This window comes from Massilia sp. LXY-5 (assembly GCF_059801075.1).
Window position 1 is genome coordinate 13,944 of sequence record NZ_JBNNEH010000002.1, and the last position, 26,288, is coordinate 40,231.

Below are 26,288 nucleotides of genomic sequence, written 5' to 3' on the forward strand. Positions count from 1 at the left end.
GTCAACACTCCTTCGCTCGCGATGGTTTCCCGAGCTTCCCACCCGTTAGGCGGGTCGTCCTGGTAGCGCCGCGCGGCGTGCGCGGCGGCTCAGGCGGATTGTTCTTTTTTGAGCCGGCTTGTGGCCGGATGTCCCGTGGATGAAAGGGTCTTTTTATGTTTCTGAAATTTATTATGTGCCTATTAGTACCCGAAGTCAAAGCACTCTCGATTCCGTAGTTGTAACACCTGTAAGCGTTTGATTATTCACGGAAAACGATAGATTTTATGCTTATGCGGAAAACGTCTAAGCAGCCGCTGGCGGCCAAACTTTTATGCATTCTGTATGGCTATTTCCAGCAGTCCTTACTGCTGGGGTGACGAAAGTTCTGGTCCGATAGTGCACGATCCGGCGGGCCGGTGGCGCACGCGAAAGGCGTGATTTTTCGCTCTCTCGTCCAATGAAAACAGGGCACCATCGGCATGCGGTACACTTGTCGATCCTGCCCCGAAAAACCGCCTTTGACGGAGAACATCCCATGCTGAACGAGCAGCTGCGCCAGACCATTGAACAGATGCCGAAGGCTGAATTGCACATCCATATCGAGGGCTCGCTCGAGCCGGAACTGATCTTTGCGTTGGCGCAAAGAAATGGCGTATCGCTACCCTATCCATCGGTCGAAGCGTTGCGCCAGGCCTACGCTTTCTCGGATTTGCAGTCCTTCCTCGATATCTATTACGCCGGCGCCAGCGTGCTGCTGCATGAACAGGATTTCTACGACATGACGGCCGCCTACCTGGCGCGCGCCGCCGCCGACAACGTGCGCCATGCCGAGATCTTCTTCGATCCGCAGACGCATACCGTGCGCGGCGTGCCTTTCGAGACCGTCATCAACGGCATCTGGCGCGCCTGCCAGGACGCGCCGATCAGCGCCACCCTGATCATGTGCTTCCTGCGCCACCTGTCCGAGGAAGAAGCGCTGGCCACGCTCGACGAAGCACTGCCGCACCGCGACAAATTCATCGGCGTCGGCCTCGACTCCTCTGAAGTAGGCCATCCGCCGGAAAAATTCGCGCGTGTCTTCGAGCGTGCGCGCCAGCTCGGCCTGCGCCTGGTGGCGCATGCGGGCGAGGAGGGCCCGCCAAGCTATATCGAAAGCGCGCTCGACGTGCTCAATGTCGAACGCATCGACCACGGCGTGCGCTGCCTGGAAAGCCCGGAGCTGGTCGAGCGCCTGGTGCGCGAACAGATGGCGTTGACCGTCTGCCCGCTGTCGAACATCAAGCTGCGCGTGTTCGACGTGATGGGTTCGCACAACCTGCGCACCCTGCTCGACAAGGGCCTGGTCGCCACCGTCAACTCGGACGACCCTGCCTATTTTGGCGGCTACATGAACGACAATTTCATCGCCGCCTTCGAGGCCCTGCCGCTCGACGCCTCGCATGCGCGCCAGCTCGCCCGCAACTCCTTCAGTGCCGCCTTCCTCGATCCCGAGCAGAAGCGTGCCTTCCTGGCGGAAGTCGACGACTTTTTCGGCGCCCGCTAAAGGAAGCTGCCCGTGCTGATCCAGTCCCTCCGCATGACCGCGCGCGACTGGCGCGCGGGCGAATTGCGCTTTCTATTGGTGGCGCTGATCGTCGCCGTCTCGGCCCTGTCATCAAGCGGCTTCTTCATCGACCGCATGCGCGCGGGACTGGCGCGCGATGCGAATCAGCTGCTCGGCGCCGACCTGCTGGTCAACGCCGACAATCCGATCCTGCCCGCCTGGCGCCAGGAAGCGCAGCGGCGCGGCCTGCTGCTGGCCGACACCGTCACCTTTCCCAGCATGGCCCAGGGCGGGGAGGGCGAGGCTTCCCAGGCCCAGCTGGCCTCGATCAAGGCCGTGTCGAACGGCTATCCGCTGCGCGGGGTACTGCGCGTCACGACCAGTCCCGATGAAGCCAGCGCCGCGCGCGGCGTTCCCGCGCGGGCGATTCCGGCTCCCGGCACCGTCTGGGTCGACGCGAATTTGCTGCCGGCGCTGAACGTGAAAGTCGGCGACGCGCTGCAGGTGGGCGAACGCAGGTTCACGATTGCCCAACTGGTCGCGGCCGAGCCGGACCGCGGCGCCTCCTTCGCCAATTTCGCGCCGCGCGTGATGCTGTCATTAAGCGATCTGAAATCGACCGGCCTGGTCGACGATTTTGCGCGCGTGACCTACAAGCTGCTGGTGGCGGCGCCCTCGAACAACGACCTGGCCCGGGTACGCGAATTCGAAACCTGGCTGCGCGCGCGCATCGAGCTTGATAACGTGAAGGGCGTGCGCATCGAGTCGATCGAAAACGGCCGCCCCGAAATGCAGGCGACGCTGGAGCGGGCCGACCGCTTCCTGTCGCTGGTCGGCCTGCTGTCGGCGATGCTGGCAGCGGTGGCCGTGGCGATGGCGGCGCGCCGTTTCATGCAGCGCCACCTGGACGCCTGCGCCATGCTGCGCTGCCTCGGCATGACCCAGAACGGCGTCGGCATGATGTACCTGATCGAATTCGCCATCGTCGGCCTGGCGGGCAGCGTCATCGGCGTGCTGGTCGGCTTCGGCGCCCATTTCATCCTGCTGCAATTGATCGGCAACTTGCTGCCGGCCGACCTGCCGCCGGTGTCCATGCTGCCAGCCCTGCAGGGCATCGCCACCGGCATGCTGCTACTCGTCGGCTTCGCGCTGCCGCCCGTCCTTCAACTGCGCAACGTGCCGCACAACCGCGTGATCCGGCGCGAGCAGGCCGCGCCGCAGCCGATGGCGCTCGCCACCTATGGCCTCGGCATCGGCGTGTTCGTCGCGCTGCTGCTGTGGCAGGCGGGCGAGCCGAAGCTGGCGCTGCTGACGGCGGGCGGCTTCCTCGGCGGCTTCGCGGTCTTCGCGCTGGTCGCCTGGCTGGCCCTGAAACTGCTGCGCCGGGTGCGCAACGTCTCGGGCCACCAGGGCTGGCGCTTCGCCGTCACCTCGCTGCAGCGCCGCCCCGGCGCGACCATCGTGCAGGTGGTGTCGCTGGCGCTGGGCCTGATGGCGCTGCTGCTCTTGACCGTGGTGCGCGGCGACCTGGTCGCGGCCTGGCAGCGCGCCACGCCGGAGAACGCCCCGAACCGCTTCATCATCAACGTGCTGCCCGAGCAGAAGGAGGATGTCGCGCGCCGCATCGCGGGTGCCGGGGTCGACAAGCCGGTGCTGTACCCGATGATCCGCGGCCGCCTGACGGCAGTGAACGGCAAGGCCATCACCGCGGCGACTTACACGACCGAGGATGCGCGCCGCCTGGCCAACCGCGAATTCAACCTCTCCACCATGGCGCAGGCCCCGGAAGGCAACGACATCGTCGCCGGCAAGTGGTATGCGGATGCGCCGGGCGTAGCGGAAGCCTCGGTCGAGCAGGGCATCGCCAAGACCCTGGGCCTGAAACTGGGCGACGTCATGCGCTTCGACATGGCCGGTATCGTGGTCGATGCGAAAGTGACCAGCCTGCGCAAGCTGGAATGGGGCTCGATGCGCGCCAACTTCTTCGTCATCATCAATCCGCAGGCGATGGCGAATGCGCCTGCAACCTACATGACGGCCTTCCACCTGCCGCAGCAGGGCGCGGGGCTGGCCAACACGCTGGCGCGCGCCTATCCGAATCTCACCGTGATCGACGTCAGCGGCATCATCCGCCAGGTGCAGGAAGTGGTCGACCAGGTGGTGGTCGCCGTCGAGTTCCTGTTCCTGTTCACGCTGGCATCGGGCGTGCTGGTGCTGTATGCGGCGCTGATGGGATCGACGTCCGAGCGCACGCGCGAAGCGGGCCTGCTGCGGGCGCTGGGCGCGACGCGCAAGCAGCTGGCGCAGGCGCAGCGCATCGAGTTCGTGCTGGTCGGCGGCCTGGCCGGCCTGCTGGCCGCATCCGGTGCTGCGCTGCTGGGCTGGGCGCTGGCCAATTACCAGTTCAAGTTCCCGTGGAGCTTCGAGCCGGGCGTGTGGCTGGCCGGGCTCGTGGCCGGGATCGTGTGCGCACTCGTGGGCGGCTGGCTCGGCCTGCGCAGCGTGCTGCGCCAGCCGCCCTTGCAGACGCTGCGTGAAGCCGGCTAACACTATTCTGCGTTCCCGCGTGGGCACAAGTGCCCACCCTACTAGTCGCCGACTGGGCGTCAGGCTATCATGATGGTATGTCCGAGAACCAAACCCTGTACGAAATCATCGGCGGCGAAACCCGCCTGCGTGAACTGGTCGACCGCTTCTACGACCTGATGGAGCTGGAGCCGGAATTTGCCGGCATCCACGCCCTGCACCCCAAGCCGAACGACAGTTCGCGCGAAAAACTCTTCATGTTCCTGTCCGGCTGGATGGGCGGCCCGGACCTCTTCGTCGAGCGCCACGGCCATCCGCGCCTGCGCGCCCGGCACCTGCCGTTCGGGATCGGCACCAGCGAGCGCGACCAGTGGCTGCGCGCCATGGCCTGGGCGATGGAAGACATCGGCATCGAGGAAGACTTGCGCATGCGCCTGATGCAGTCCTTCTACCAGACCGCCGACTGGATGCGCAACAAGGCCGACTGATGTCCACATTCGAATTTGCCTTGCTTGCGGCCGGCGTGCTTGCAGTGATCGCCTTGCAGGTGCTGCTGCTCCTGCGCGGACGCAGCGACGGCAGCGCCCTGGCCTTCGAACGCCTCGAGCGCGAACTGCGCCAGGAACTCCAGCACAGCGCCCAGGCCACGCGCCAGGAACTGGCCGGCCACATGGCCCAGCACCAGGCAGCCGGCGCCCAGCAACTCGACAGCATGCGCCAGCAGATGCAGCTGCACGCCGCCGGCGGACGCGAAGAGCAGGCCCGCTCGCTCAAGCGCTTTGCCGACACCCTTCAGCAGACGCTGAGCAACCTCACCGAATCGAACGCCCAGCGCATGCTCGAAGTGCGCGCCACGCTGGAACACAAGATCCGCGACCTGCAGGTCGATAACGCCAAGCGGCTGGAGGAGATGCGCCAGACGGTCGACGAAAAGCTGCACACGACGCTGGAAACGAGATTGACCGAATCCTTCCGCCAGGTGTCGGAGCGGCTCGAAAAGGTGCACCAGGGCCTGGGCGAGATGCAGCAGCTGGCGATCGGCGTGGGCGACTTGAAGCGCGTGCTGACCAACGTGAAGACGCGCGGCACCTGGGGCGAAGTGCAGCTCGAGATGCTGCTCGAGCAGGTGCTGACGGTCGACCAGTACGCGAAGAACGTCGAGACTGTAGCCGGTACCAATGCACGGGTCGAATTCGCGATCAAGCTGCCGGGCGTGGTCGACGGCGGCGCGCCGCTATGGCTGCCGATCGACGCCAAGTTCCCGAAAGAGCAGTACGAGCGCCTGGTCGAAGCCCAGGACCGCGCCGACGCCGAGGGTGTCGCGAAGTACGGCGGCGAGCTCGAACGCGCGGTGCGCAACGAGGCGAAGACGATTTGCGAAAAATATGTCTGCCCGCCGCAGACGACCGATTTTGCGATCCTGTTCCTGCCGACGGAAGGCCTGTATGCCGAGGTCATGCGCCGTCCCGGCCTGGCCGACGACCTGCAGCGCACGCTGCGCGTGACGATCGCCGGCCCGTCGACCCTGTCGGCCCTGCTCAACAGCCTGCAGATGGGCTTCCGCACGCTGGCGCTGGAAAAACGCTCGTCCGAAGTGTGGCAGGTGCTGGGCGCGGTGAAGACCGAGTTCGGCAAGTTCGGCGACGTGCTGGCGGCGACCAAGCTGACGCTGGAGAAGGCGGCCAAGAATATCGAAAATGCGGAAGTGCGCAGCCGACAGATGGCCAGGAAGCTCAAATCCGTGGAGGCCTTGCCGAGCGAGGCCGCGCAACTGATGCTGGGCCCCGAAGCCGAGCGCGAGGAATGACGGTGGCGCCGACGCGTTGCTGAACTTACCGGTTCATTTGCGCCGCCCGTAGGGTGGGCGGGTCTCCCGCCCACGCGTTCACCCCCCGCGTGATTGGCCGCGCGGCGTTTTTGTCGTAATCACTCCCAACATAATCCCGTTTCATCAACCGGCCCACACCAATCCGCGGGATAAATCCCGTTACGCACATATCGTGCAAAACTCGAATACGGCCATAACGACGCATGCTGCGCGTGGCCGTGCCGAACTGGATTGATGTGGATGTAATCGACATGCTGGCTGAGATCCCGTTCGTCTCGAATCCGGTGCTCCCAAAAGCGCGGCTGCCAGATCGTTGCGAGGCGGCTGCGCTTCATCCGTTGCGATAATGCCGGCCCGTCGTACATGCCGTGACAAGCGTACGAAACGTGATGTTTGATCTCTGACCAGCGTCGGGAGAAATTGGTGTCGTCTTGCGGCAGCGTCCAGATGCAGTGCAGATGATCGGGAAGTTGCACCCAGGCGTCAATCGTGAACGGACGACGTGAACGCACCGCGAGGATGGCGCCCCGTAATGCGCGCAGGATCACGTCGTCGCACAGAATGGGGCGGCGCCGGTACGCGACCAGCGTGAAAAAGAAAGTGGAGCCGGTAAGGGCGCGGCGATATCGGGACATCGCGCGATCGTAAATGAGCGCCAGTGCGCGCACGATTCGCGCGTGCCGTGCGGTGATGTAGGTCAAGCGGAGAATGGGCGGGAGACCCGCCCACCCTACACGAGTCCCTCGAACATCAGGACGTCGACCATGTCGCCGGCCGCCACATTGCCTTGCCCATCATGCAGCACCACCATGCAATTCGCCTCCGACATCGAGCGCAGAATGCCCGAGCCCTGCGAACCGGTAATCCTTACCTGGGCCATGCCGTCCTCCCCATGCGTCAGGACCCCTCGCTGATATTCCGTGCGGCCGGGCTTCTTGCGGATCGCCCCCACCGAGCGCGCGCGCAGCAGCGGCAGCGGCGCGTCGGCGCCCATCATGCGCAGCAGGGCCTCGCGGGCGAAGAAGTAGAACGAGACCATCACCGCCACCGGATTGCCCGGCAGCCCGAACAGGAAGGCGCTGTGCCCGTTCGAGGCGATGCGGCCGAAGGCGAGCGGGCGGCCCGGACGCATGCCGATCTTCCAGAAGGTGACGTCGCCCAGGCGCGCCATGATCTGTTTCGTGTAGTCGGCCGCGCCCACCGACACGCCGCCCGAGGTGATGATGGCGTCGGCATTCTCGCAGGCGCTGCGCAGGGCTTCCTCGAGCGCGGCCGGGTCGTCGCGCACGATGCCCATGTCGATGATGTCGCAGCCCAGGCGCTGCAGCATGCCGTAGATCGTGTAGCGGTTACTGTCGTAGACGCTGCCTTCGTCGAGCTGTTGCCCGATCGAGCGCAGTTCGTCGCCGGTCGAGAAGAAGGCCACGCGCAGGCGGCGCCGCACCGGTACTTCGGCGATGCCGAGCGAGGCGACCAGGCCCAGGTCGGCCGGGCGGATCACCTTGCCGGCCTTGAGCGCGGCGCTGCCGGCCTTTAGATCTTCGCCGGCGAAGCGGCGGTTGTCGCCGGCCTTTACTACCCCGGCCGCGATGACGATCGACCCTTCGCCTTCTTCCGCCACGAATTCCTGCGGGATTACGCTGTCGCAGCCCTCGGGCATGACGCCGCCCGTCATGATGCGCACGCATTCGCCGGGGCCCGGCACGCGCGTTCCCGGTTTGCCCGCGTAGACGGTGCCGACCACCGCCAGGCGTACTTTCCCGTCTGCCGGCAAGTCCGCGCCACGCAAGGCATAGCCATCCATGGCCGAGTTGTCGTGCGCCGGCACGTCGATCGGCGAGACGATGTCGCGCGCCAGCACGCGGCCCAGGGCGGCGCGCAGCGCCACCTGCTCGACGGCCTGCACGGGCTGCACGAACTCGCGGATGATGCGCTGCGCATCCTTGACCGGCAGCGCGTCCGGATCGTACGCCGAGAGGCAGCTCGTCACGTCCGCCAGGCGCGGCGCCCGGACCGTATCGAGGCTGTGCAGCTCCTCGAGCGTGTTGATGTTGCGGAAGGCGTCCGCGTCCTCGAACAGCACCTCGACCGCCTTCAAATCGGTGTACCAGCCGTCCATGCGGCGGCCGCCCTCGGCCAGATAGGCCGACAGGACCGGCAGCAGGGACGCCTTCACCAGGCAGAACACCGGATGCGGCTGCGGCCTTTGCCCCGCCTCCTGCGTCATGGCAAAGGCCAGGTCCGCATCCTGCTCGCGCAGTGCCGTCAGCAGCCGCTCGGCGAGATCCGGCGGCAGGAAGGGTGAATCGCAGGGCGCGGTGAGGAGATACTCCGTTGCGCAGCGCCGCATGCCGGTTTCCATGCCGGCCAGCGGCCCCATGAAGCCGGGCAGGTCGTCCGGCCACACCGGCACGCCGAGCGCCGCATAGGTGTCCTGGTTCTGGTTGGCGTTGATCGCGACCTGTGCAACTTGCGGCGCGAGCCGCTCGAGCACGTGCGCCGCCATGGTCTTGCCGCGAAACGGCTGCAGGCCCTTGTCGACCTGGCCCATGCGCGTGCCACGTCCGCCTGCGAGGATCAACCCGCTGATCGATGCTTGTTGTGTCATGTATTGAACTGCCGCTTGTTTATCCACCGCTTGTTTACCCACCGCTTGTTTACCCACCGATATACGACATTTCGACTTTGCGTGCGCCGCGCTCGATACCGCTTGTCTCCGCCGTGCGCGTTTCCGAATAGCGGTCCGTGCGGCCCTGCCACAGCTGGGCAATCGCACCGCTGAGGGCGAGGTCGTCGTGGCCGGCGCGCAGCAGGGCGCGCAGGTCGTGCCCGCGGGTGGCGAACAAACACGTGTACAGCTTGCCCTCGGTGGAGAGGCGCATGCGGCTGCAATCCTTGCAGAAGGCGCCGGTGACGCTGGAGATGACGCCGACCTCGCCGCCGCCGTCGAGATAGCGCCAGCGCGCGGCCGTCTCGCCCGTGTAATTGGCGGCAACCGGCGCCAGGGGCAGCTCGGCCCCGATGCGGCTGACCACTTCGCCGGACGGCACGACTTCATCCATGTTCCAGCCGTTCGAGGCGCCCACGTCCATGTATTCGATGAAGCGCAGGATCGTCGGCGAGCCTTTGAAATGGCGCGCCATCGGCACGATCTGGTCGTCGTTGGTGCCGCGCTTGACGACCATGTTGACCTTTACCGGGCCGAGCCCGACGGCGTGCGCCGCGTCGATCCCGGCCAGTACGTCGGCCACGGCGAAATCGACGTCGTTCATGCGCTTGAAGACGGCATCGTCCAGCGCGTCGAGCGAGACGGTGACGCGGTCCAGGCCCGCATCCTTCAGCGCCCGCGCTTTGCGGGCCAGCAGCGAGCCGTTGGTGGTGAGGGTCAGGTCGAGCGGGCGGCCCGACGGCGTCGGCAGGGCGCGCAGCATCGCCACCAGGTGTTCCAGGTTCTTGCGCAGCAGCGGCTCGCCGCCGGTCAGGCGGATCTTCTCGACGCCATGGGCGAAGAACAGGCTCGCCACGCGTGTGATTTCCTCGAAGCTGAGCAGGTCGCCGTGCGGCAGGTAGGGATAATCCTTGCCGAACACTTCCTTCGGCATGCAGTAAACGCAGCGGAAATTGCAGCGGTCGGTGACGGAGATGCGCAGGTCGTGCAGGGGACGCGACAAGGCATCGGTCAGGAGGCCGCTGGGCGCCGCGGGTACTGCCGGGACGGCCAGGGCAGGCGCGCGCAGGTCGTGCAGCATGATGATTTTTTCAGACATGCCAATACGATAGCACGAGGCCAGCCGCCGCACAGGCGGCGATCAGGGTGATCGTCCCGACCTTGTAGCGCAGCAGGGCGACCGCGGCCAGCAGGCCGAGCACGATCGCCTGCGGCTGGACCGACCCGCCGGCGAAGAAGACCTCGCGCCCGAAGTAGAGCGCCAGGCTGGCGATCACCCCGACCACTGCCGCCGAGATGGCGGTCAGGGGCGCCGTCAGGCGCAGGTTGCCGCGCGTGGACTCGACCAGCGGGCCGCCGGCCAGGATGAAGACGAAGGAGGGAATGAAGGTGAACAGCGTGGCCACCGTGGCGCCGGCGACGCCGCCCAGCCAGGGCGCGGCCGGCCCGAACACCGCATGGGTCCAGCCGCCGACGAAACCGACGAAGGCGACGATCATGATCAAGGGACCCGGCGTCGTCTCTCCCAGCGCCAGGCCGTCGATCATCTGCGGCGCGCTCAGCCAGCCGTACTGCTCGACCGCGCCCTGCACGACATAGGGCAGCACGGCATAGGCGCCGCCGAAGGTGAGCAGGGCGGCCTTGCTGAAGAACCAGCCCATCTGCGCCAGCGTGCCGCCGCCTTTGCCACCGCTGCCGCCCCAGCCGGCGAGCAGCAGCCAGACAAGGAGCATCAGGCCGACGCCGACAATGAGCACGGCCGCCAGCCGGCGGCGCGAGAAGCGCGCGTGTTCCGGCGTCGGCGTATCGTCGTCGATGAGCGCGCGCGGCCGCTGCGTTTCAGGCTGCGCGTGCGCGCCGCCATGCCCGCCGACCGGCTGGAAAGCCTGGGGTCGCAAACGCGCTCCCAGCATGCCGGCCAGCGCCGCCGCCAGCACGATCAGCGGGAAGGGGAGCGCCAGCAAGGCAATCGCGACGAAGGCGGCGCAGGCAATCGCGATCAGGATGCCGTTGCGCAGCGTGCGGCTGCCGATGCGCCAGGCGGCGGCCAGCACGATCGCGACGACCGCCGGCTTGATGCCGTTCATGATCCCGGCCACCACGGTCAAATGGCCCCAGGCGAGGTAGATCCAGGACAGGCCGATCAGGATCAGCAGCGAGGGCAGGACGAACAGGACGCCGGCGATGATCCCGCCGCGCGTGCGGTGCAGCAGCCAGCCGATGTAGACGGCCAGTTGCGTCGCCTCGGGACCGGGCAGCAGCATGCAGTAGTTCAGCGCATGCAGGAAGCGGCCTTCGGAAATCCAGCGCCGGCGCTCGACCAGCTCGCTGTGCATCAGCGCGATCTGGCCGGCCGGGCCGCCGAAGCTGATGAAGCCGAGCTTGAGCCAGTAGAGAAAGGCGACGCGCAGGCTGACGGGGGCGGGTACGGGGTGATCGGTCATGGTCTCGGTGGTCCGACATAAAAAAAGGGAAGCACGCGGCTTCCCTTTTCGTTCAGCGACGCGGCCGGATTACTGGCGCGTGTCGACCTGGATCAGCGGCTCGTCGGCGAGCTTCGGTGCCGGCTTGCGGGCACGGCCGACGCGCACCGGGGCGGCTGCCTGGGCGGCCGCTTCCTGGGCTGCGCGCAGCTTTTCCGGATCGGTCGCGGCCAGGGTCAGGCCGGCGGCGCCGAGTACTTCGCTCAGGTCGGCCGCTGCCACTGGCGCAGGGGCCACTTGCGGAGCCGGGGCCGGAGCTGCAGCGACCGGAGCCGGCGCAACTGGAGCCGCAGCGGGTGCTTCGGCAACCGGAGCCGCGGCAACCGGCGCTGGCGCTGGAGCAACCGGCGCCGCAGCGACAGGTGCTTCCGCCGCAGGTGCTTCTGCGACAGGGGCCGCAGCTGCCTGCACAGGCTCGGCCACAGGCTTGGCAGCCGGCTTCGGCTGGGCCGCGGCGATCGAGGCCGCGGTCGGGAAGTACCAGGTCTGGCTCGTCGCTTCCGGCACGCCGAAAGTCGGCGCCGGCTTGGCGGCGGGAGCAGGGGCAGCCTTGGCCGCAGCCTTGGCTTGCGCCGCGGCGACCGAAGCGGCGGTCGGGAACGGCCATGGGGCCTGCTTGGCTTCGGCGCGACCGCGGCCACGGCCACGGCCGGTCTTCTCGGCGGCGGCAACCTTGGCGGCTTCCTCGTCGGCGACCGGCATGAATGCCGGCGTGCCTTCCTGTTCGCCCTCGCTGCCCTCGATCTCGCTGCCGTCGCGGTCGCGGCGGTTACGGTTGCGGCCACCACGGCGGCGGCGGCGGCGCGGCTCGTCGCCGCCTTCGGTGTCGAGTTCTTCGTTCGGACCGGCCGCGGTCACGGCCTTGACGGCGTGCTCGAGCTGGTCGCCGTGCGGCGTCGTGGTCGACAGTTCCGATTCAGGGGTCGGGATGGCGCTCATTGCGGCCGTCACGTTCAGTTCTTCCAGCTTGGCTTCGACCGGCTGCTGACGTTCTGCGCGTTCGCGCGGCTGGCGCGGTGCGCGTTCCGGGCGCTCACCACGTTCTGCACGTTCTGCGCGCGGTGCCGCTGCGGTTTCAGCGCCTTCGCGTGCTTCACGCGGAGCGCGCGGCTCACGTGGCGGACGCGGTGGACGGGCCGGCTTCGCTTCCAGCTCGCCTGCCTTGGCGGTCTCGTCGACGCCGGCCTTCGCGCTCGTGTCTTTCTCTTCACGGCTGCGCTCGGACTTGCCGTTGCGGCCCTCGTTGCGGCCCTCGTTTCGTCCATTCCGGGCACGCGGGCCACGGCCATTGCGCTCGCCGCGTTCGGCTGGCGCCGGGGCGGCCGGCTTGACCGGCTCGGCCGCGACTGGCGCGGCAACCGGTTCCGGTGCGCCGAAGAAGAAGCTCTTGAGCTTGCCGAAGAAGCCGACCGGGGCCGGAACGACCGGCGCCGGGGCAACCGGCACTTCCACCGGCTTGACCGGTTTCGCCGCTTCGCTGCGGTCGACCACCGGCGCCGGCTGGGCCGGGGTGATGGTCTTGACGACGGCTTCCTGGCGCGGCTTGGCTTCTTCCTTCTGGCGCTTGCTGTAGGCCATGTCGGTTTCGGCCGTCTCGGCCAGCGTGTAGCTGGCGGCGGCTTCTTCCAGGCGCGGGTCGTCGTGCTTGATGCGCTCGAGCTTGTAGTGCGGGGTATCCAGGTGTTTATTTGGCACCAGGATCACGGTGATGCGGTGGCGGTTCTCGATCTTCAGGACTTCGCCACGTTTTTCATTTAACAGGAACGCGGCGACGTCGACCGGCACCTGCACGTGGATCGTGGCCGAGTTTTCCTTCATCGCCTCTTCCTGGATGATGCGCAGGACTTGCAGGGCCGAGGATTCGGTGTCGCGGATATGGCCGGTGCCCGAGCAGCGCGGGCAGGTCACGTGCGAACCTTCGGACAGCGACGGACGCAGGCGCTGGCGCGAAAGCTCCATCAAGCCGAAGCGCGAAATTTTGCCCATTTGCACGCGTGCACGGTCGTGGTGCAGGGCGTCCTTCAGGCGGGTTTCGACTTCGCGCTGGTTCTTGGCGACTTCCATGTCGATGAAGTCGATGACGATCAGGCCGCCCAGGTCGCGCAGGCGCAGCTGGCGCGCCACTTCGTCGGCCGCTTCGCAGTTGGTGTTGAAAGCGGTGGTCTCGATGTCCGAGCCGCGCGTGGCGCGCGCCGAGTTGACGTCGATGGAGACCAGGGCTTCGGTGTGGTCGATGACGATCGCGCCGCCCGATGGCAGCGGCACGGTGCGCGCGTAGGCGGTTTCGATCTGGTGTTCGATCTGGAAACGCGAGAACAGCGGCACATCGTCGCTGTAGCGCTTGACGCGATGCGCCATGTCGGGCATCACGTGGCTCATGAACTGCTGGGCCTGTTCGTAGATCTCATCGGTATCGATCAGGACTTCGCCGATGTCAGGCTGGAAATAATCGCGGATCGCGCGGATCACGAGCGACGATTCCTGATAGATCAGGAAGGCGCCCGACGCCGACTTGCCGGCGCCTTCGATCGCGCGCCAGAGTTGCATCAGGTAATTCAGGTCCCACTGCAGTTCTTCGACATTGCGGCCGATGCCGGCGGTGCGGGCAATGACCGACATGCCTTGCGGCAGGTCCAGCTTGTCCATCGTCTCGCGCAGTTCCTGGCGCTCTTCGCCTTCGACACGGCGCGACACGCCGCCGCCGCGCGGGTTGTTCGGCATCAGGACCAGGTAACGGCCGGCCAGCGAGATGAACGAGGTCAGGGCAGCGCCCTTGTTGCCGCGTTCTTCCTTCTCGACCTGCACCATGATTTCCTGGCCTTCGCGCAGGGCTTCCTTGATCGACGCATTGCGCACGTCGACGCCATCACGGAAATAGGAGCGGGCAACTTCTTTGAAGGGGAGGAAGCCGTGGCGGTCTTCGCCGTAGCTGACGAAGCAAGCTTCGAGGGAGGGTTCGATGCGGGTGATGACACCCTTGTAGATATTCGACTTGCGCTGTTCGCGTCCGGCCGTTTCGATATCGATGTCAATGAGTTTTTGACCGTCGACGATCGCTACGCGCAATTCTTCTTGCTGCGTAGCGTTAAACAACATACGTTTCATTTTTTACTCCGCGACCCAGGGGCCGTTCCAAAGCCGCCTTGCCAGGGCGGCGACACTACAGGGACATACGCGGGAGGGGAGAGCTGGAGGGGGGGGTATGCCCGGACGTGCGGCAGGGCGGGCAAAAAGCCCGCTGCCGCAACAGGGCGCATGGAGTCGATCGTCATGCCGAGGGCACGCCGTACCCGGACCGCTCATTGGCGAGCGGTACGACAGGGTGGAGGCAATGCGCGCAAAACCAGCCAGACCGTTTACAGCGAACATACCAAGTGTGCGACGGCAGGCGATTGGATCAGCCTTGACGCTCGCGCCTTGGGGATGAGGCCTGCAACGGTCGGGCGAAACGACAAGCGTTATCGACACCATCAACCGGCGAGCTTCCAATCGGGAGCTTTCCGGTACTTATCCTTACAGTTCCAAACAATCCAATCCGGCACTCCTGCGCGCGATCCGATTACAACTGCGGTGCAACCTTGAACTGCGCAGGAATGTGCGTACACGTTTTTTCCATCGAATTTGCATGCCTGCGGGGCCGATGGAGCGCGCCCCTGTGTAAAATATCGTTTTAATTCTTACACCTGCAGAGGTTTCACCGCCGCCTGTCGATTATATATTCAAAATGAAGGACTTAGAGAGAATTTCTGGGAAGACAGTCCACATGAAGATGCAAAATGATGTTGTTCCCCCTTCATCACAGGCGTTAGCAGCAAGTTTCGTCACGATCACCGAAGAAGAAGCCGGACAGCGCATCGATAATTTCCTGCTGCGCGTCTGCAAGGGCGTTCCGAAAAGCCACATTTACCGCATCCTGCGCTCCGGGGAAGTGCGCGTCAACAAGGGCCGCATCGACCAGCTCTACCGTCTGGAAGCAGGCGACCTGGTGCGCATTCCGCCGATCCGCATCGCCGAAAAAACGCATACGGCGCCCGTCCCCGGCGCCGAATTCAGGATCGTCCACGAAGACAGCCACCTGCTGGTGATCGACAAGCCCGCCGGCGTGGCCGTGCACGGCGGCTCGGGTGTCTCGTATGGCGTCATCGAACAATTGCGCGCGGCGCGTCCGGACGCCAAGTTCCTGGAACTGGTGCACCGCCTCGACCGCGAAACCTCGGGGCTGCTGTTGCTGGCGAAAAAGCGTTCGGCGCTGACCAATCTGCACGAGCAAATGCGCGACGGCCACACCGATAAACGGTACCTGGCCGCCGTGGCCGGCGACTGGACCAACAAGCGCCAGCACGTCAAACTGCCGCTGCATAAATTCTCGACGCCCGATGGCGAGCGCCGGGTCGTCGTGCAGGCGGGCGGCATGGAATCACACACGATTTTCAATTTGCTGCGGAAATGGCAGAATTTTGCATTGCTGGAAGCGGAACTGAAAACTGGACGCACCCACCAGATTCGCGTGCACCTGGCATCTTCCGGATTTCCGATTCTCGGTGACGAGAAATACGGCGATTTCGCCCTGAACAAGCAGTTGCAAAAAGCCGATGCAAGCCGCGGCGCCCTGCGGCGCATGTTCCTGCACGCCTATAAAATCACGTTTACCCACCCGGAAACGGGCAAGCCGATGACGCTGCAGGCACCCTTGCCAGCGGAGTGCGACCGTTTCTTGTTAAGCTTAGGGCAAGCAATGAATTGATGGCGCCGGGAACCGGTTCACAAGACCGGTGCCCATCGCCCATGGACGGAAGGACTCCGTTCGCATACCAAGGAGCCGGCGCGAGCCGGGAGACATGCCAAGAAAGCAATTTGATCTGATCGTCTTCGACTGGGACGGCACGCTGATGGACAGCACGGTCGCCATCGTCAGGTGCATCCAGGCGGCCGCCCGCGACGTCGGCCTGCCGGTGCCGAGCGACGAGGCCGCCGCCCACGTCATCGGCCTTGCCCTGCCGGAAGCGATGCAGGCCGCAGTGCCCGACATGGCGCCCGCCATGTATCCGCGCATGGTCGAGCGTTACCGCTACCACTTCCTGACGAAAGACCACGAACTGGTGCTGTTCAAGGGCGTTCGCGAAATGTTGAGCGAACTTTCGCAGCAAGGCTACTTCCTCGCGGTGGCCACGGGCAAGAGCCGCGTCGGGCTGAACCGGGCGCTCAATTCCTGCGGACTGCTGTCGCTGTTCGATGCCACGCGCTGCGCCGACGAAACCTTTTCCAAGCCGCATCCGGCCATGCTGCAGGAACTGACGCGCGAACTGGGCCAGGACATGCGCCGCACCGTGATGATCGGCGACACCACGCACGACCTCCTGATGGCGAAGAATGCCGGTGCGGCTGCGATTGCCGTCGAGTATGGCGCGCACCCGGTCGACCAGCTGCAGGCCTGCCGTCCGCTGTATTCGGCCAAGACCGCCGTCGAGCTGCACGCCTGGCTGGCCGAGTACGCATGACATCGGCTGCGGAAGTACTGATCTGCGACTCGAGCGCGCTGGTCGACGGCGGGGAGGGCATACGCTTCCCGGTCACCGTGTTCGGCGAGGCGGCCGTCGGTTTCGTGGTGCGCTTCCACGGCAAGCCCTATGCCTACCTGAACCGCTGCGCCCATGTACCGATGGAACTGGACTGGGTGCAAGGCCAGTTCTTCGAGTCGAGCGGCGAATTCCTGATGTGCGCAACCCATGGCGCCGTTTACCGGCCGGAAACCGGCGTTTGCGCGGGCGGGCCCTGCCGCGGCGGCAGGCTGCGCCCGATTGCCGTGCGCGAGGACGGCGGCAAGGTCTACTGGCAGCCGGACGAGCGGGTTGGCATTCCGACAAATACTTCATCGACATGATTTTTAATTCACGGGGGCCAGAGAAACCGTAATGAGCGAGCACATCAAGGACGACGGCGAAGGCCGGTTTGTCGCCAACCCGACGGCCGGCAATTGGGAGCGCGAGACGCTCGAAAAACTCGTGTTTGCCACCATCAAGGAGCGGCGCGCGGCGCGGCGCTGGAGCATTTTCTTCCGGCTGGCCTTTCTTGCTGCGGTGGTGGTCGGGCTGTGGACCTATCTCGGCCTCTCCTTCGGCGGCGATGACGAAAACCTCGGCCGTCACACCGCTTTGATTGAAATTAACGGCGAGATCGAAGCAGAAGGCAGCGGCGCGGCCGACAATGTCATTCCTTCGCTGAACAAGGCCTTCGCCGACGCCGGCTCGGCGGCCGTCGTGCTGCGCATCGACAGCCCCGGCGGCAGCCCGGTGCAGGCAGGCATCATCGTCGACGAAATCCGGCGCCTCAAGCGCGGCTATCCGGACAAGCCTTTATATGTCGTGGTCGACGAGATCTGCGCCTCGGGCGGCTATTACATCGCCGCCGCGGCCGACCGCATCTATGTCAATAAAGCCAGCATCGTCGGGTCGGTCGGCGTGCTGATGGACAGCTTTGGCTTTACCGGCACCATGGAAAAACTGGGCGTCGAGCGGCGCTTGTTGACCGCAGGAACGAACAAGGGTTTCCTGGATCCGTTCAGCCCGCAGTCGGAAAAACACCGCGCCCACGCCCAGGAAATGCTCAACGAAATCCACCAGCAATTCATCACGGTGGTGCGTACCGGCCGCGGCACGCGCCTGAAGGAAACCCCGGAAATGTTCTCGGGCCTGTACTGGACCGGCGCCAAGGCCGTCGAGATGGGCCTGGCCGACGGCTTCGGCACGGTCGACACGGTGGCGCGCGACATCGTCAAGGCGGAAGACATCGTCGACTACACGGCGCATGAAGGCTTGCCGGAGCGGGTATTGAAGAAGTTCGGCGCATCGGTAGGCGCGGGCGCAATGAAGGCGATGTCGCGCGTGACCCTCCCGAAGCTTAATTGAACTTAACTGATCTCCTGCAATATGTCCTTGAATGTTCCGTAAAGTGTTCTATAGTGAAGCTTGTAGTTCTTTCCAGGAGGGGCGATTAACAACACGTGCCAACCTGTTCGCAATCGTTAAAATCTGGTGACGCTACCACCCGCATGCGTGCGGTTTCGAGAGAATTCAATTCCTCACTGTAACAGCCCTTCCCGGGAGCGAAAACGACGGCGCAAGCCGTCGTTTTCATTTTGGGGACGCAAGGTGGGCGGCTGGGTCCAAAAAATGTGCACCAAGGCTGCCGTGATGCTGCCCACGCGTTCAACAAGCATCGCGCCATGCGCCTGTGCGTTGAACGCGTGGGCGGCGTCAGCGCGTCGCAATTGCCTGCTTATGGGTAGAGCCGCCCACCCTACGACTCATCAAGCCGTGCCGTCGGTCTCTTCATGCTGCACGAAACCGCCGTTCTCGAGCCAGGCCTGGAAGTCGCGCTGCGCGCGCGCAAACCAGGCCGCGCGTAGCGGCAGGTGGGCATGTCCGTGCAGGTGCGGAATATTGCCGCCGCCCGTCCAGCGCGCCAGCGCCAGGCGGGTGGGAAACTGGGCGCACTGTGAGCGCGCCAGCGAGAGACGCGCGGCCTTGATCGACGACGGAGCGACGGTCGGCTGGGCGCCATCGTGTGGCGTAGTTTTCACTGCTGGCATGTTGTCCTCTTTTTTGTTGAGTGATTCGGTAATTAGTCCTAGCGATTCCTCATCAATTCCGGAGGCGCTGTAGGTCGATTCCTAATGGAGTTGAAGTCTATCAATGGATATGCCGATAGGATTGATCTAGCGCAAACGATGCATAATTTCGATCTTCGCGGCAACAGAACGCTCTGCCCTGGCCGCCTGTAGCGCCTGTGAAAGGCGCGCCCCATCTGTTAAAGTCTCGCCCATGAGTAAATTATCCCTGGACCGTATCCTGCAATCGCAGGGCTTCGGCACCCGCAAGTATTGCCGCGCCCTGATCGAAGAAGGCGACGTTGCCGTGAACGGCGAGATCGTTGACAACTACAAATTGACGGTGGACACCGACGGCCTGGTGTTGACCGTGTTCGACGACGAGTGGACATACCGCGAGCACGTGTATGTCGCCCTGTACAAGCCGGCCAATTTCGAGTGTTCGCGCAAACCCAGCCACCACCCGGGTGTGCTGACCCTGTTGCCGGAACAGTTCGCCTGGCGCGACGTGCAGCCGGTCGGCCGCCTCGACCACGACACGACCGGCCTGCTGCTGATGTCCGACGACGGCCCTTTCATCCACGCCCAGTCTTCGCCGAAACGCCACGTGCCGAAGGTCTACCAGGCGACCACCGCCGAGCCGGTGACGCCGGAACTGGTTGAGCAATTGCTGGCCGGCGTACAGTTGCACGACGAACCGGCGCCGCTGCGCGCCGTGTCCTGCGTCCAGCGCGGAGAGAACGGCATTGAAATCGTGCTGGAGCAGGGCAAGTACCACCAGGTCAAGCGCATGCTGGCGGCTGCCGGTAATCATTGCAATGCGCTGCATCGGTCGGCGATTGGCGGATTGACCCTGGAATCGCTGGGCTTGAAAGAGGGGGAGTGGTGTTTCCTCGAGCAGGCCCAGCTCGATTTGCTGGCGCCCGCGCAAGGCTAGCGCAGCAGGCTGTCCAGGGGTTCGAACGCGTGGAGTCCCGGCTCCACGCGCTACGGCGTATGCACAACGGATGCATCCGTGCGACTGGAAAACGTGGTTTGTTGCAAAATGCGTATTGACTCGTGGTCGGCGTGCAAATGCAGTCGGACATAACGACGTATTTTCGCAACCGATTCCCGCTCAAGATGCCGTATTCCTATCGCCCCCTCCTGCTTTCCATCCCCTTGCTGTACGCCGCCGGCGCCTTTGCCCAGGAGTCGCCCAAACTGCTGTCCGACTGCGCCAACATCGGCGACAACGTCGCGCGACTGGCCTGTTTCGACAAACTGGCCGCGACCCCGGCGCCGCGTACCGAAGCGGCCGTCGTCGTCAACCCGGCCGACGGCGCGCCCGCTGCCACGGCCACCGTCGCAGTCGTGACCGCGCAGCCCTCGGCCGAAAGCAGCGCCAGATTCAGCCAGCTCGACCACTGGGAGCTGGACCAACCCTACCAGCGCGGCGTGTTCAAGTTCCGCCCCCACCATCCCAGTTACCTGATCGCGACGCGCACCTGGCGTCCGAACGAGGCGCCCTACCTGCCGTACCGCGACCTGACCGACGGCAACACCAAACTCTCCAAAAGCGAGCTCGCCTACCAGCTCAGCTTCAAGATGAAGATGCTGGAAGGGGCCTTCGGCAAGCCGGTCGACCTCTGGTTCGGCTATACCCAGAACAGCTTCTGGCAGGCGGCCAACAGCAAGGCTTCCAGTCCCTTCCGCGAGACCAATTACCAGCCGGAATTGATGGCGATCGCGCCGCTGAATGTCGACCTGGGTGGCCTCAAGCTGACCCATGCCGGCCTGGGCCTGAACCACCAGTCGAACGGCCAGTCGGGCACGCTCTCGCGCAGCTGGAACCGGCTGTACGCCCAGCTCGGCGTCGAGAAGGAGGGCTTCTCGGCCACCGCCCGCGTCTGGAAGCGCCTGAGCGAGGACGACGACGACAATCCGGACATCGTCGACTACATGGGCCGCGGCGACCTGGCGCTGGCCTACCGCCGCGACGGCAGCATCTATTCGTCCACGCTGCGCTACAACTTCCACACCAGCCGCGGCGCCGTGCAGGCAGGCTGGGCCTTCCCGCTGTCCGGCAACCTGAAGGGCTATGCCCAGGCCTTTGCCGGCTATGGCCAGAGCCTGATCGACTACAACTATTTCCAGCGCTCGGTCGGCATCGGGGTGCTCGGGCTGTTCTGATCGCACTAGAATGGCGCTTTTATTCGTGATTGAGCGTCAATGAAACTTGCAACGATCAAGGATGGCAGCCGCGACGGTCAACTGGCCGTCGTCGCGCGCGACCTCAAAACCGCGCACATGGCCGACGCCATCGCCCCGACGATGCAGGCCGCACTCGACGACTGGGCGTTTATCTCCCCCCAGCTCGACGCCTTGTACCTCCAGCTGAACGCAGGACAGGCGCGGCGCGCCTTCGAGTTCGACCCTTCAGCCTGCATGGCGCCGCTGCCGCGCGCCTGCGGCTGGGCGGTCGGCGCCGCCTGGCCCCACCATCTCGAGCTGGACTACCGTGCCCGCGGCGTCGAAGCGCCGGCCTGGCTGCTGGACGAGCCCTTGATGGCGCAGGGGGCAAGCGGGGACCTGCTCGGCCCCTGCGACGACATCGTGCTGGCTTTCGAAGAGTGGGGCATCGATTTCGGGGCGGGCCTGGCCGCGATCGTCGACGACGTGCCCGCCGCTGCCACGCCCGACGAGGCGCATGGACGCATCCGCCTGCTGATGCTCGCCAACGATGTTTCGTTGCGCAACTTGATGGGCGACGAACTCGGCAAGGGCGGCGGCCCGCTGCAGTCGAAGCCGGCCACCGGTTTTTCGCCGGTGGCGGTCACGCCCGATGAACTCGGCGACGCCTGGCGCGGCGGCAAGCTGCACCTGCGTTTGCGTTCCAGCCTGAACGGCAACCTGGTCGGCCAGCCGGATGCCGGGGCCGACATGGCCTTCAATTTCCCGCAACTCATTGCCCACCTGTGCAAGACGCGCCGCCTGCGCGCCGGCAGCATCGTCGGCGCGGGGCCGGTGTCGAACAAGGAACGCAGCGGGCGTGGTGCGGTGGCACCGGGGTATTCGTGCATCGCGCAGGCGCGCAGCGTGGAGACGATTGCGGATGGGGCGGCGAGTACGCCCTTCATGCGCTTCGGGGATACGGTGCGGATCGAGATACTCGAAGAGAAGGGGAAGTCGGTGTTCGGGGCGATCGAGCAGAAGCTCGTTAAGGCGTGATGTTTCCGGATTATTCGACCCGGTGAGTCTGTACGCGTGGAATCCCCACTCCACGCCTTACGCCGCGCGCATTCCACCTGCCTCACTTCCCGCCCCAAAACGCTCCATTCACCATTTCTCCCCTTAAATCCACCTCCACCGGGGCGGCCATTTTTCGCACTGTGCGCGCGAAGAGCAAACTGCCGTCGGCCGCATGCACCCGATACCAGAGCAGCCCGATCGCCGATAGCCGTAGTTTCTGTCCGGTGAACAGATTGTCCTTCACGATACTCATTCCCTCCAGCCGCAAATCGAAGTCGAGCACCGGCGCGCCTTCGGTGCGCTGGGCATAGCCGAGGTAACGGGCGGCATTGAACAGCGGGCTCTTTTCCCCGGTTTCTCCGGCGCACAGCGATTCGATAAAAGCGTCGACCGCTTTCAACACGGCAGCGGCCGCGGTGGCCACGCCCGATAAATCGCGCTTCTCTTCGCCTTTGGCCCCATCGGCCAGTTTTTGCAAGCTGGCGATCCGGTTCGCATAATCGGCGCGATGGCTTGCGAGCGCGCGCAGCTTGCCGAGCAGCCGCTCATGCTGCACTGCATCGAGCTCGCCCAGGTAGCCGCCGCCGAGGCCGGCGATCCGTTGCGGGCAGGCCTCGGCCAGGGCGCTGACAAAGAGCGCGCGCCCACCCTCGCCATAGGCCAGGCCGGAGGCGGTGACATCGGTCTTGAACAGGGCGCCGGTATCGGCAGCGGCGCGCAACACGGCCGGAACGACCGTCAGCGCGACTGCCAGCGTGCCGCCCAGGGCGCCGGGCGGCGTATGGGCGTCGATATACAGCTGCATCTCCTTGTTGCGGCGCGCCAGCTCGTCGGCCAGGCGCAGGAGCGCATCGTTGACGCCGCGGGCGGCAGTGACGCCGGCGCTGGTGGCCGGATCGTGGACGACCGTGCGCGTCTCCTGCGGCAGGGCCGCGCAGACCTCGACTGCGAGTCCCCGCGCCAGGTCGAAGGCGCGCACCAGGCCGGCGGCGCCGAATCCACGGGTGTCGAGCCTGCCTTCAAGCGGACGACTGCTGCCTGGCGGCAGCCGGGCCAGCAGGGCGGCGTGCTCGGCCTCGCGCGTCTCGGCTTCACGCTGCGCAAGGGCGGCGTCGGCGGCCGTTTGTGCAATGCGCAATTCGAAGGCGTAGCGGGCGGCAGAAAGATCGTCTTTGGTAATGGCCTGGGCCTGCACCGGGCAGGCGTCGAATACCAGGATAAGTAATATCAAGCAACGATATTGAACGTACGGAAAGAAGCGCATTCCAGCTCCGAATAAAAGGTGTAACGGGATGTAAATAACACCTGCTGCAACGTGGCATAAATACGTCAGAACTTGTAACAAAGTGTCGGGAAATATTATGAAAACCCCCCTTTTTAATTATTGTCATTCCTCAATTCTCATAAAGAAGCGCAAAAACGCCACACAAAATCAGCGACTTACGTAAGCTCCATGCTAAAAACATGGAAACCGGCGGTTTACACACGATTGCCGAGCCCTTGCTGCTTTCTTCAGAGAAATGCGTTAGAATTCGGCGGCTAATGAAACCCCATTTATGGATCTGACAGAAACTAACATCATCGCTTTTGAACTCGGCCTGGCGGTCTCGCTGGTGTGTTCCCTGCTGCTGGTCGCGACGACGCGCTGGCACGGCAGGTTCACGCTCGACGCCACGCGCGGAGTCCAGAAATTCCATAGCGTGCCCACGCCCCGGATCGGCGGCCTGGCGATCATGCTGGGGTTGATCTTTGCCTGCGTGGTCGCGTCCGACGCACAGCAGGCCCTGCTTGCGCCCCTGCTGTGCGCGGCGGCGCCTGCCTTCCTGTTCGGCATCGCGGAAGACCTGACGCGCCGCGTCTCGATCGGGGCGCGCCTGGTCGCCACCATGGCCAGCGGCGTTGCCTGCTGGGCGCTCACCGGCGTGAGCATCGCGCACACAGGCGTCAACCTGCTCGACGCAGCACTGAGCTGGCTGCCGCTGTCGGTCCTGTTCACCGCCTTCGCCGTCGGCGGCGTAGCCAATGCCGTGAACATCATCGATGGCTTCAATGGCCTGGCCAGCGGCACGGTCGTGATCGGCCTGGTCGCGGTCGGCATGATCGCCGTCGATTGCGGCGACGCCGAACTGGCCCGTACCTGTTTCATCGTCAGCGCCGTGACGGTTGGTTTCTTCCTCGTTAACTTCCCGTACGGTAAGCTGTTCCTCGGGGATGGCGGCGCCTACCTGCTCGGCTTCCTGCTGGCCTGGCTGTCGGTAACCCTGGTCTACCGCAACCCGCAAGTGTCGAGCTGGGCGCCGCTGCTGGCCTGCGCCTATCCAACCTTCGAGACCGTCTTCACGATCGTGCGCCGCCTGTGGTGCCGGCGCCATCCCGGCCAGCCCGACAGCTGCCACCTGCACAGCCTGGTCAAGATCGCCGTCGCCGGCCGCTATTTCCGCAAGTTCAGCGCGCCGCTACGCAATGCCTGCGTGTCGCCGTTCTCCTGGGTCCTGGCGGCGGTGCCGGCCTGGATCGCGGTGTCCTTCCCGCAAGACCCGGCAGCCCTGGTGCAGGGTACGCTGGCCAGCTTCGGCCTCTACCTGGGCGTCTACTGGTACATGGCGCATGCCGCCCGCGCACGCCGCCGCCGCGCTACCCGTCCCGCGGTGCGCAGTGTCGACTTGTCCGACGTCGAATCGGAGACCGCCTCCCTGCAGGCTTAGAGCGCGAAGGGCAGGGCAGGTCGTTCGACTACAATGCACTACCGTCCCGTGCCCGGGCCGGCAACTTCTCACCGATTTCACGCATGACCATCCTCGTTACCGGCGGCGCTGGGTTCATCGGGTCGAACTTCGTCATCGACTGGCTCGCCGGGTGCGACGAGCCGCTGGTCAACCTCGACAAGCTGACCTACGCCGGCAACCGCGCCAACCTGGCCGGCCTCGAACACGACCCGCGCCACCGCTTCGTGCAGGGCGACATCGGCGACCGCGCGCTGGTGACGCGCCTGCTGGCCGAACACCGGGTGCGCGCCGTGCTCAATTTTGCCGCCGAAAGCCATGTCGACCGCTCGATCGACGGCCCGGCCGCCTTCGTGCAGACGAACGTCGCCGCCACCTTCAACCTGCTCGAAGCCGCGCGTGGCTACTGGAGCGCGCTGCCGGACGAGGAGCGGGCGGCCTGGCGTTTCCTGCACGTGTCGACCGACGAGGTCTACGGCACGCTTGGCCAAAACGATCCGCCGTTTACCGAAACCACGGCCTACGCGCCGAACAGCCCGTATTCGGCCACCAAGGCGGCCTCGGACCACCTGGTACGCGCCTGGCACGTGACCTATGGCTTGCCGACCCTGACGACCAACTGTTCGAACAACTACGGCCCATTCCAGTTTCCCGAAAAACTGATTCCGCTGGTGATCCACCAGGCCCTCGCCGGCCGGCCGCTGCCGGTCTACGGCGACGGCCGCCAGGTGCGCGACTGGCTGTATGTGAGCGACCACTGCGCGGCGATCCGGCGCGTGCTCGAAGCCGGCACCCCGGGCGGCGTCTGGAACGTGGGCGGCCTGAACGAGAAAACGAATCTGGAGGTCGTGCACGCCGTCTGCGCGCTGCTCGACGAGTTGCGGCCCCGTGCCGATGGCCAGGCCTATGCGGCGCAGATCCGCTTCGTTGCCGATCGCCCTGGCCACGATCGCCGCTATGCGGTCGACCCGTCGAAGCTGCGGCGCGAGCTGGGCTGGGAGCCGCGCCATGATTTCGGCAGCGGCCTGCGCCGGACCGTCGCCTGGTATCTCGCGCACCAGGACTGGGTCGACAAGCTCGCCGCCGGCGCTTCCTGCGCGCGCCCCAGCGCTCCATGATGCGCGCCAGGCCCCTCGCCATCCCCGACGTCCTGCTGTTCGAGCCGCAGGTGCATGGCGATGCGCGCGGTTTTCTCTACGAGAGCTTTCACCAGGCCCGCTTCGAGGCGGCGGTCGGGCGCAGCGTCGCCTTCGTGCAGGACAACCACTCGAAGTCGGGAGCCGGCGTGCTGCGCGGCCTGCACTACCAGCTGCATCGTCCTCAGGGCAAGCTGGTGCGGGTGGTGGCCGGCAGCGTGTTCGATGTCGCGGTCGACCTGCGCCGCGGTTCGCCCGGCTTCGGTCAATGGGTCGGCGAAGTATTGAGTGCCGAGAATTGCCGCCAGATGTGGATCCCGGAAGGCTTTGCCCACGGTTTCCTGGTGCTGTCCGACGCCGCCGAGCTGCTCTACAAGGCCACCGACTACTGGTCCCCTGGCAACGAACGCTGCATTGCCTGGAACGATCCGCAACTGGCGATCGACTGGCCGCTGACCAATCCCCCGGTGCTGTCGGCCAAGGACCAGGACGCCGCCCCCTTCGCCACGGCCGAGCTGTACGACTGAGCTCCCGCGCCGGCCCGCCTCCCGGCGGGCGAATT

The 26,288-nt window shown here is 65.3% G+C and carries 21 protein-coding genes; 14 read left to right on the plus strand and 7 right to left on the minus strand.

Annotated elements, in window-relative coordinates; genetic code table 11:
- Positions 1-517 precede the first annotated feature (517 nt).
- The 4 genes from ACI48I_RS03525 to ACI48I_RS03540 all read left to right on the plus strand — a co-directional run bounded on the left by ACI48I_RS03525 (position 518) and on the right by ACI48I_RS03540 (position 5,858).
- Entirely contained in the window at positions 518-1,525 is a 1,008-nt protein-coding gene (locus ACI48I_RS03525) for an adenosine deaminase (RefSeq protein ID WP_193688663.1), read from the plus strand.
- Between the two features lie 12 nt (positions 1,526-1,537).
- Positions 1,538-4,072: an ABC transporter permease gene (locus ACI48I_RS03530; RefSeq protein ID WP_498573347.1), complete on the plus strand. Its 2,535-nt coding sequence runs from the start codon at positions 1,538-1,540 to the stop codon at positions 4,070-4,072.
- A 77-nt stretch (positions 4,073-4,149) separates the two neighbouring features.
- On the plus strand, positions 4,150-4,539 hold the full coding sequence (locus ACI48I_RS03535; RefSeq protein ID WP_193688664.1) for a group II truncated hemoglobin: 390 nt from the start codon (positions 4,150-4,152) through the stop codon (positions 4,537-4,539).
- Complete coding sequence (locus tag ACI48I_RS03540; RefSeq protein ID WP_193688665.1) at positions 4,539-5,858, plus strand: DNA recombination protein RmuC; 1,320 nt, start codon at positions 4,539-4,541, stop codon at positions 5,856-5,858. The genes ACI48I_RS03535 and ACI48I_RS03540 overlap by 1 nt, the downstream gene beginning before the upstream one ends.
- A gap of 119 nt (positions 5,859-5,977) precedes the next feature.
- Here ACI48I_RS03540 and ACI48I_RS03545 read toward each other — a convergent pair whose 3' ends face one another.
- The 5 genes from ACI48I_RS03545 to ACI48I_RS03565 form a co-directional block, all read right to left on the minus strand.
- Positions 5,978-6,580: an REP-associated tyrosine transposase gene (locus tag ACI48I_RS03545; protein ID WP_227496704.1), complete on the minus strand. Its 603-nt coding sequence runs from the start codon at positions 6,578-6,580 to the stop codon at positions 5,978-5,980.
- A 29-nt stretch (positions 6,581-6,609) separates the two neighbouring features.
- Positions 6,610-8,487: a molybdopterin molybdotransferase MoeA gene (gene moeA, locus ACI48I_RS03550; RefSeq protein ID WP_498573348.1), complete on the minus strand. Its 1,878-nt coding sequence runs from the start codon at positions 8,485-8,487 to the stop codon at positions 6,610-6,612.
- Between the two features lie 49 nt (positions 8,488-8,536).
- Positions 8,537-9,646: a GTP 3',8-cyclase MoaA gene (moaA, locus tag ACI48I_RS03555; protein WP_498573349.1), complete on the minus strand. Its 1,110-nt coding sequence runs from the start codon at positions 9,644-9,646 to the stop codon at positions 8,537-8,539.
- Positions 9,639-10,991 carry a chromate efflux transporter gene (gene chrA, locus ACI48I_RS03560; RefSeq protein WP_498573350.1) on the minus strand — a complete coding sequence of 451 codons (1,353 nt, stop codon included), beginning with the start codon at positions 10,989-10,991 and terminating at the stop codon, positions 9,639-9,641. Before chrA ends, moaA begins: the two co-directional genes overlap by 8 nt.
- Before the next feature lie 69 nt (positions 10,992-11,060).
- Entirely contained in the window at positions 11,061-14,135 is a 3,075-nt protein-coding gene (locus tag ACI48I_RS03565) for an Rne/Rng family ribonuclease (protein ID WP_498573351.1), read from the minus strand.
- 658 nt (positions 14,136-14,793) lie between these two features.
- On the opposite strand from ACI48I_RS03565, the gene ACI48I_RS03570 reads away from it, so the two are divergent.
- The 4 genes from ACI48I_RS03570 to ACI48I_RS03585 all read left to right on the plus strand — a co-directional run bounded on the left by ACI48I_RS03570 (position 14,794) and on the right by ACI48I_RS03585 (position 17,935).
- Positions 14,794-15,774: an RluA family pseudouridine synthase gene (locus ACI48I_RS03570; protein ID WP_498573352.1), complete on the plus strand. Its 981-nt coding sequence runs from the start codon at positions 14,794-14,796 to the stop codon at positions 15,772-15,774.
- A 94-nt stretch (positions 15,775-15,868) separates the two neighbouring features.
- Positions 15,869-16,528 (plus strand): HAD-IIIA family hydrolase, encoded by a 660-nt coding sequence (locus ACI48I_RS03575; protein WP_193688671.1) that lies wholly within the window; start codon positions 15,869-15,871, stop codon positions 16,526-16,528.
- The gene (locus tag ACI48I_RS03580) at positions 16,525-16,911 is read left to right on the plus strand and encodes a Rieske (2Fe-2S) protein (protein WP_498573353.1); all 387 of its coding nucleotides are present in this window, start codon (positions 16,525-16,527) and stop codon (positions 16,909-16,911) included. Before ACI48I_RS03575 ends, ACI48I_RS03580 begins: the two co-directional genes overlap by 4 nt.
- Positions 16,912-16,942: 31 nt before the next feature.
- Positions 16,943-17,935: a S49 family peptidase gene (locus ACI48I_RS03585; protein WP_193688673.1), complete on the plus strand. Its 993-nt coding sequence runs from the start codon at positions 16,943-16,945 to the stop codon at positions 17,933-17,935.
- Positions 17,936-18,336: 401 nt separating this feature from the next.
- Here ACI48I_RS03585 and ACI48I_RS03590 read toward each other — a convergent pair whose 3' ends face one another.
- The gene (locus ACI48I_RS03590; protein ID WP_498573354.1) at positions 18,337-18,618 is read right to left on the minus strand and encodes a hypothetical protein; all 282 of its coding nucleotides are present in this window, start codon (positions 18,616-18,618) and stop codon (positions 18,337-18,339) included.
- A gap of 232 nt (positions 18,619-18,850) precedes the next feature.
- Between ACI48I_RS03590 and ACI48I_RS03595 the strand changes: the two genes are divergently transcribed.
- The 3 genes from ACI48I_RS03595 (at position 18,851) to ACI48I_RS03605 (ending at position 21,846) form a co-directional block, all read left to right on the plus strand.
- Positions 18,851-19,573: a pseudouridine synthase gene (locus tag ACI48I_RS03595; RefSeq protein WP_498573355.1), complete on the plus strand. Its 723-nt coding sequence runs from the start codon at positions 18,851-18,853 to the stop codon at positions 19,571-19,573.
- A 137-nt stretch (positions 19,574-19,710) separates the two neighbouring features.
- On the plus strand, positions 19,711-20,808 hold the full coding sequence (locus ACI48I_RS03600; protein ID WP_227496705.1) for a phospholipase A: 1,098 nt from the start codon (positions 19,711-19,713) through the stop codon (positions 20,806-20,808).
- 39 nt (positions 20,809-20,847) lie between these two features.
- Positions 20,848-21,846 carry a fumarylacetoacetate hydrolase family protein gene (locus ACI48I_RS03605; protein ID WP_498573356.1) on the plus strand — a complete coding sequence of 333 codons (999 nt, stop codon included), beginning with the start codon at positions 20,848-20,850 and terminating at the stop codon, positions 21,844-21,846.
- Between the two features lie 82 nt (positions 21,847-21,928).
- On the opposite strand, the gene ACI48I_RS03610 is transcribed toward ACI48I_RS03605, so the two are convergent.
- Positions 21,929-23,098, minus strand: a complete 1,170-nt coding sequence (locus ACI48I_RS03610) for a hypothetical protein (protein WP_498573357.1) — start codon at positions 23,096-23,098, stop codon at positions 21,929-21,931.
- Between the two features lie 325 nt (positions 23,099-23,423).
- Between ACI48I_RS03610 and ACI48I_RS03615 the strand changes: the two genes are divergently transcribed.
- From ACI48I_RS03615 to rfbC, 3 genes are all read left to right on the plus strand, one after another.
- Positions 23,424-24,572 (plus strand): MraY family glycosyltransferase, encoded by a 1,149-nt coding sequence (locus ACI48I_RS03615; protein ID WP_498573358.1) that lies wholly within the window; start codon positions 23,424-23,426, stop codon positions 24,570-24,572.
- 83 nt (positions 24,573-24,655) lie between these two features.
- Positions 24,656-25,708, plus strand: a complete 1,053-nt coding sequence (gene rfbB / locus ACI48I_RS03620) for a dTDP-glucose 4,6-dehydratase (RefSeq protein WP_498573359.1) — start codon at positions 24,656-24,658, stop codon at positions 25,706-25,708.
- Entirely contained in the window at positions 25,708-26,253 is a 546-nt protein-coding gene (gene rfbC / locus ACI48I_RS03625; protein ID WP_498573961.1) for a dTDP-4-dehydrorhamnose 3,5-epimerase, read from the plus strand. Before rfbB ends, rfbC begins: the two co-directional genes overlap by 1 nt.
- Positions 26,254-26,288: the final 35 nt, after the last annotated feature.

Excerpts from the sequence above, each read along its gene's own strand:
- ACI48I_RS03535 (WP_193688664.1), top strand. The coding sequence starts at position 4,150 with ATGTCCGAGAACCAAACCCTGTACGAAATCATCGGCGGCGAAACCCGC.
- ACI48I_RS03590 (WP_498573354.1), bottom strand. The coding sequence starts at position 18,618 with ATGCCAGCAGTGAAAACTACGCCACACGATGGCGCCCAGCCGACCGTC.
- rfbC (WP_498573961.1), top strand. The coding sequence starts at position 25,708 with ATGCGCGCCAGGCCCCTCGCCATCCCCGACGTCCTGCTGTTCGAGCCG.
- ACI48I_RS03615 (WP_498573358.1), top strand. The coding sequence starts at position 23,424 with ATGGATCTGACAGAAACTAACATCATCGCTTTTGAACTCGGCCTGGCG.
- moaA (WP_498573349.1), bottom strand. The coding sequence starts at position 9,646 with ATGTCTGAAAAAATCATCATGCTGCACGACCTGCGCGCGCCTGCCCTG.
- moeA (WP_498573348.1), bottom strand. The coding sequence starts at position 8,487 with ATGACACAACAAGCATCGATCAGCGGGTTGATCCTCGCAGGCGGACGT.
- ACI48I_RS03600 (WP_227496705.1), top strand. The coding sequence starts at position 19,711 with ATGCAGTCGGACATAACGACGTATTTTCGCAACCGATTCCCGCTCAAG.
- ACI48I_RS03595 (WP_498573355.1), top strand. The coding sequence starts at position 18,851 with ATGAGTAAATTATCCCTGGACCGTATCCTGCAATCGCAGGGCTTCGGC.
- ACI48I_RS03575 (WP_193688671.1), top strand. The coding sequence starts at position 15,869 with ATGCCAAGAAAGCAATTTGATCTGATCGTCTTCGACTGGGACGGCACG.
- ACI48I_RS03570 (WP_498573352.1), top strand. The coding sequence starts at position 14,794 with ATGAAGATGCAAAATGATGTTGTTCCCCCTTCATCACAGGCGTTAGCA.
- ACI48I_RS03585 (WP_193688673.1), top strand. The coding sequence starts at position 16,943 with ATGAGCGAGCACATCAAGGACGACGGCGAAGGCCGGTTTGTCGCCAAC.
- rfbB (WP_498573359.1), top strand. The coding sequence starts at position 24,656 with ATGACCATCCTCGTTACCGGCGGCGCTGGGTTCATCGGGTCGAACTTC.
- ACI48I_RS03580 (WP_498573353.1), top strand. The coding sequence starts at position 16,525 with ATGACATCGGCTGCGGAAGTACTGATCTGCGACTCGAGCGCGCTGGTC.
- ACI48I_RS03605 (WP_498573356.1), top strand. The coding sequence starts at position 20,848 with ATGAAACTTGCAACGATCAAGGATGGCAGCCGCGACGGTCAACTGGCC.
- ACI48I_RS03565 (WP_498573351.1), bottom strand. The coding sequence starts at position 14,135 with ATGAAACGTATGTTGTTTAACGCTACGCAGCAAGAAGAATTGCGCGTA.
- ACI48I_RS03525 (WP_193688663.1), top strand. The coding sequence starts at position 518 with ATGCTGAACGAGCAGCTGCGCCAGACCATTGAACAGATGCCGAAGGCT.
- ACI48I_RS03540 (WP_193688665.1), top strand. The coding sequence starts at position 4,539 with ATGTCCACATTCGAATTTGCCTTGCTTGCGGCCGGCGTGCTTGCAGTG.
- chrA (WP_498573350.1), bottom strand. The coding sequence starts at position 10,991 with ATGACCGATCACCCCGTACCCGCCCCCGTCAGCCTGCGCGTCGCCTTT.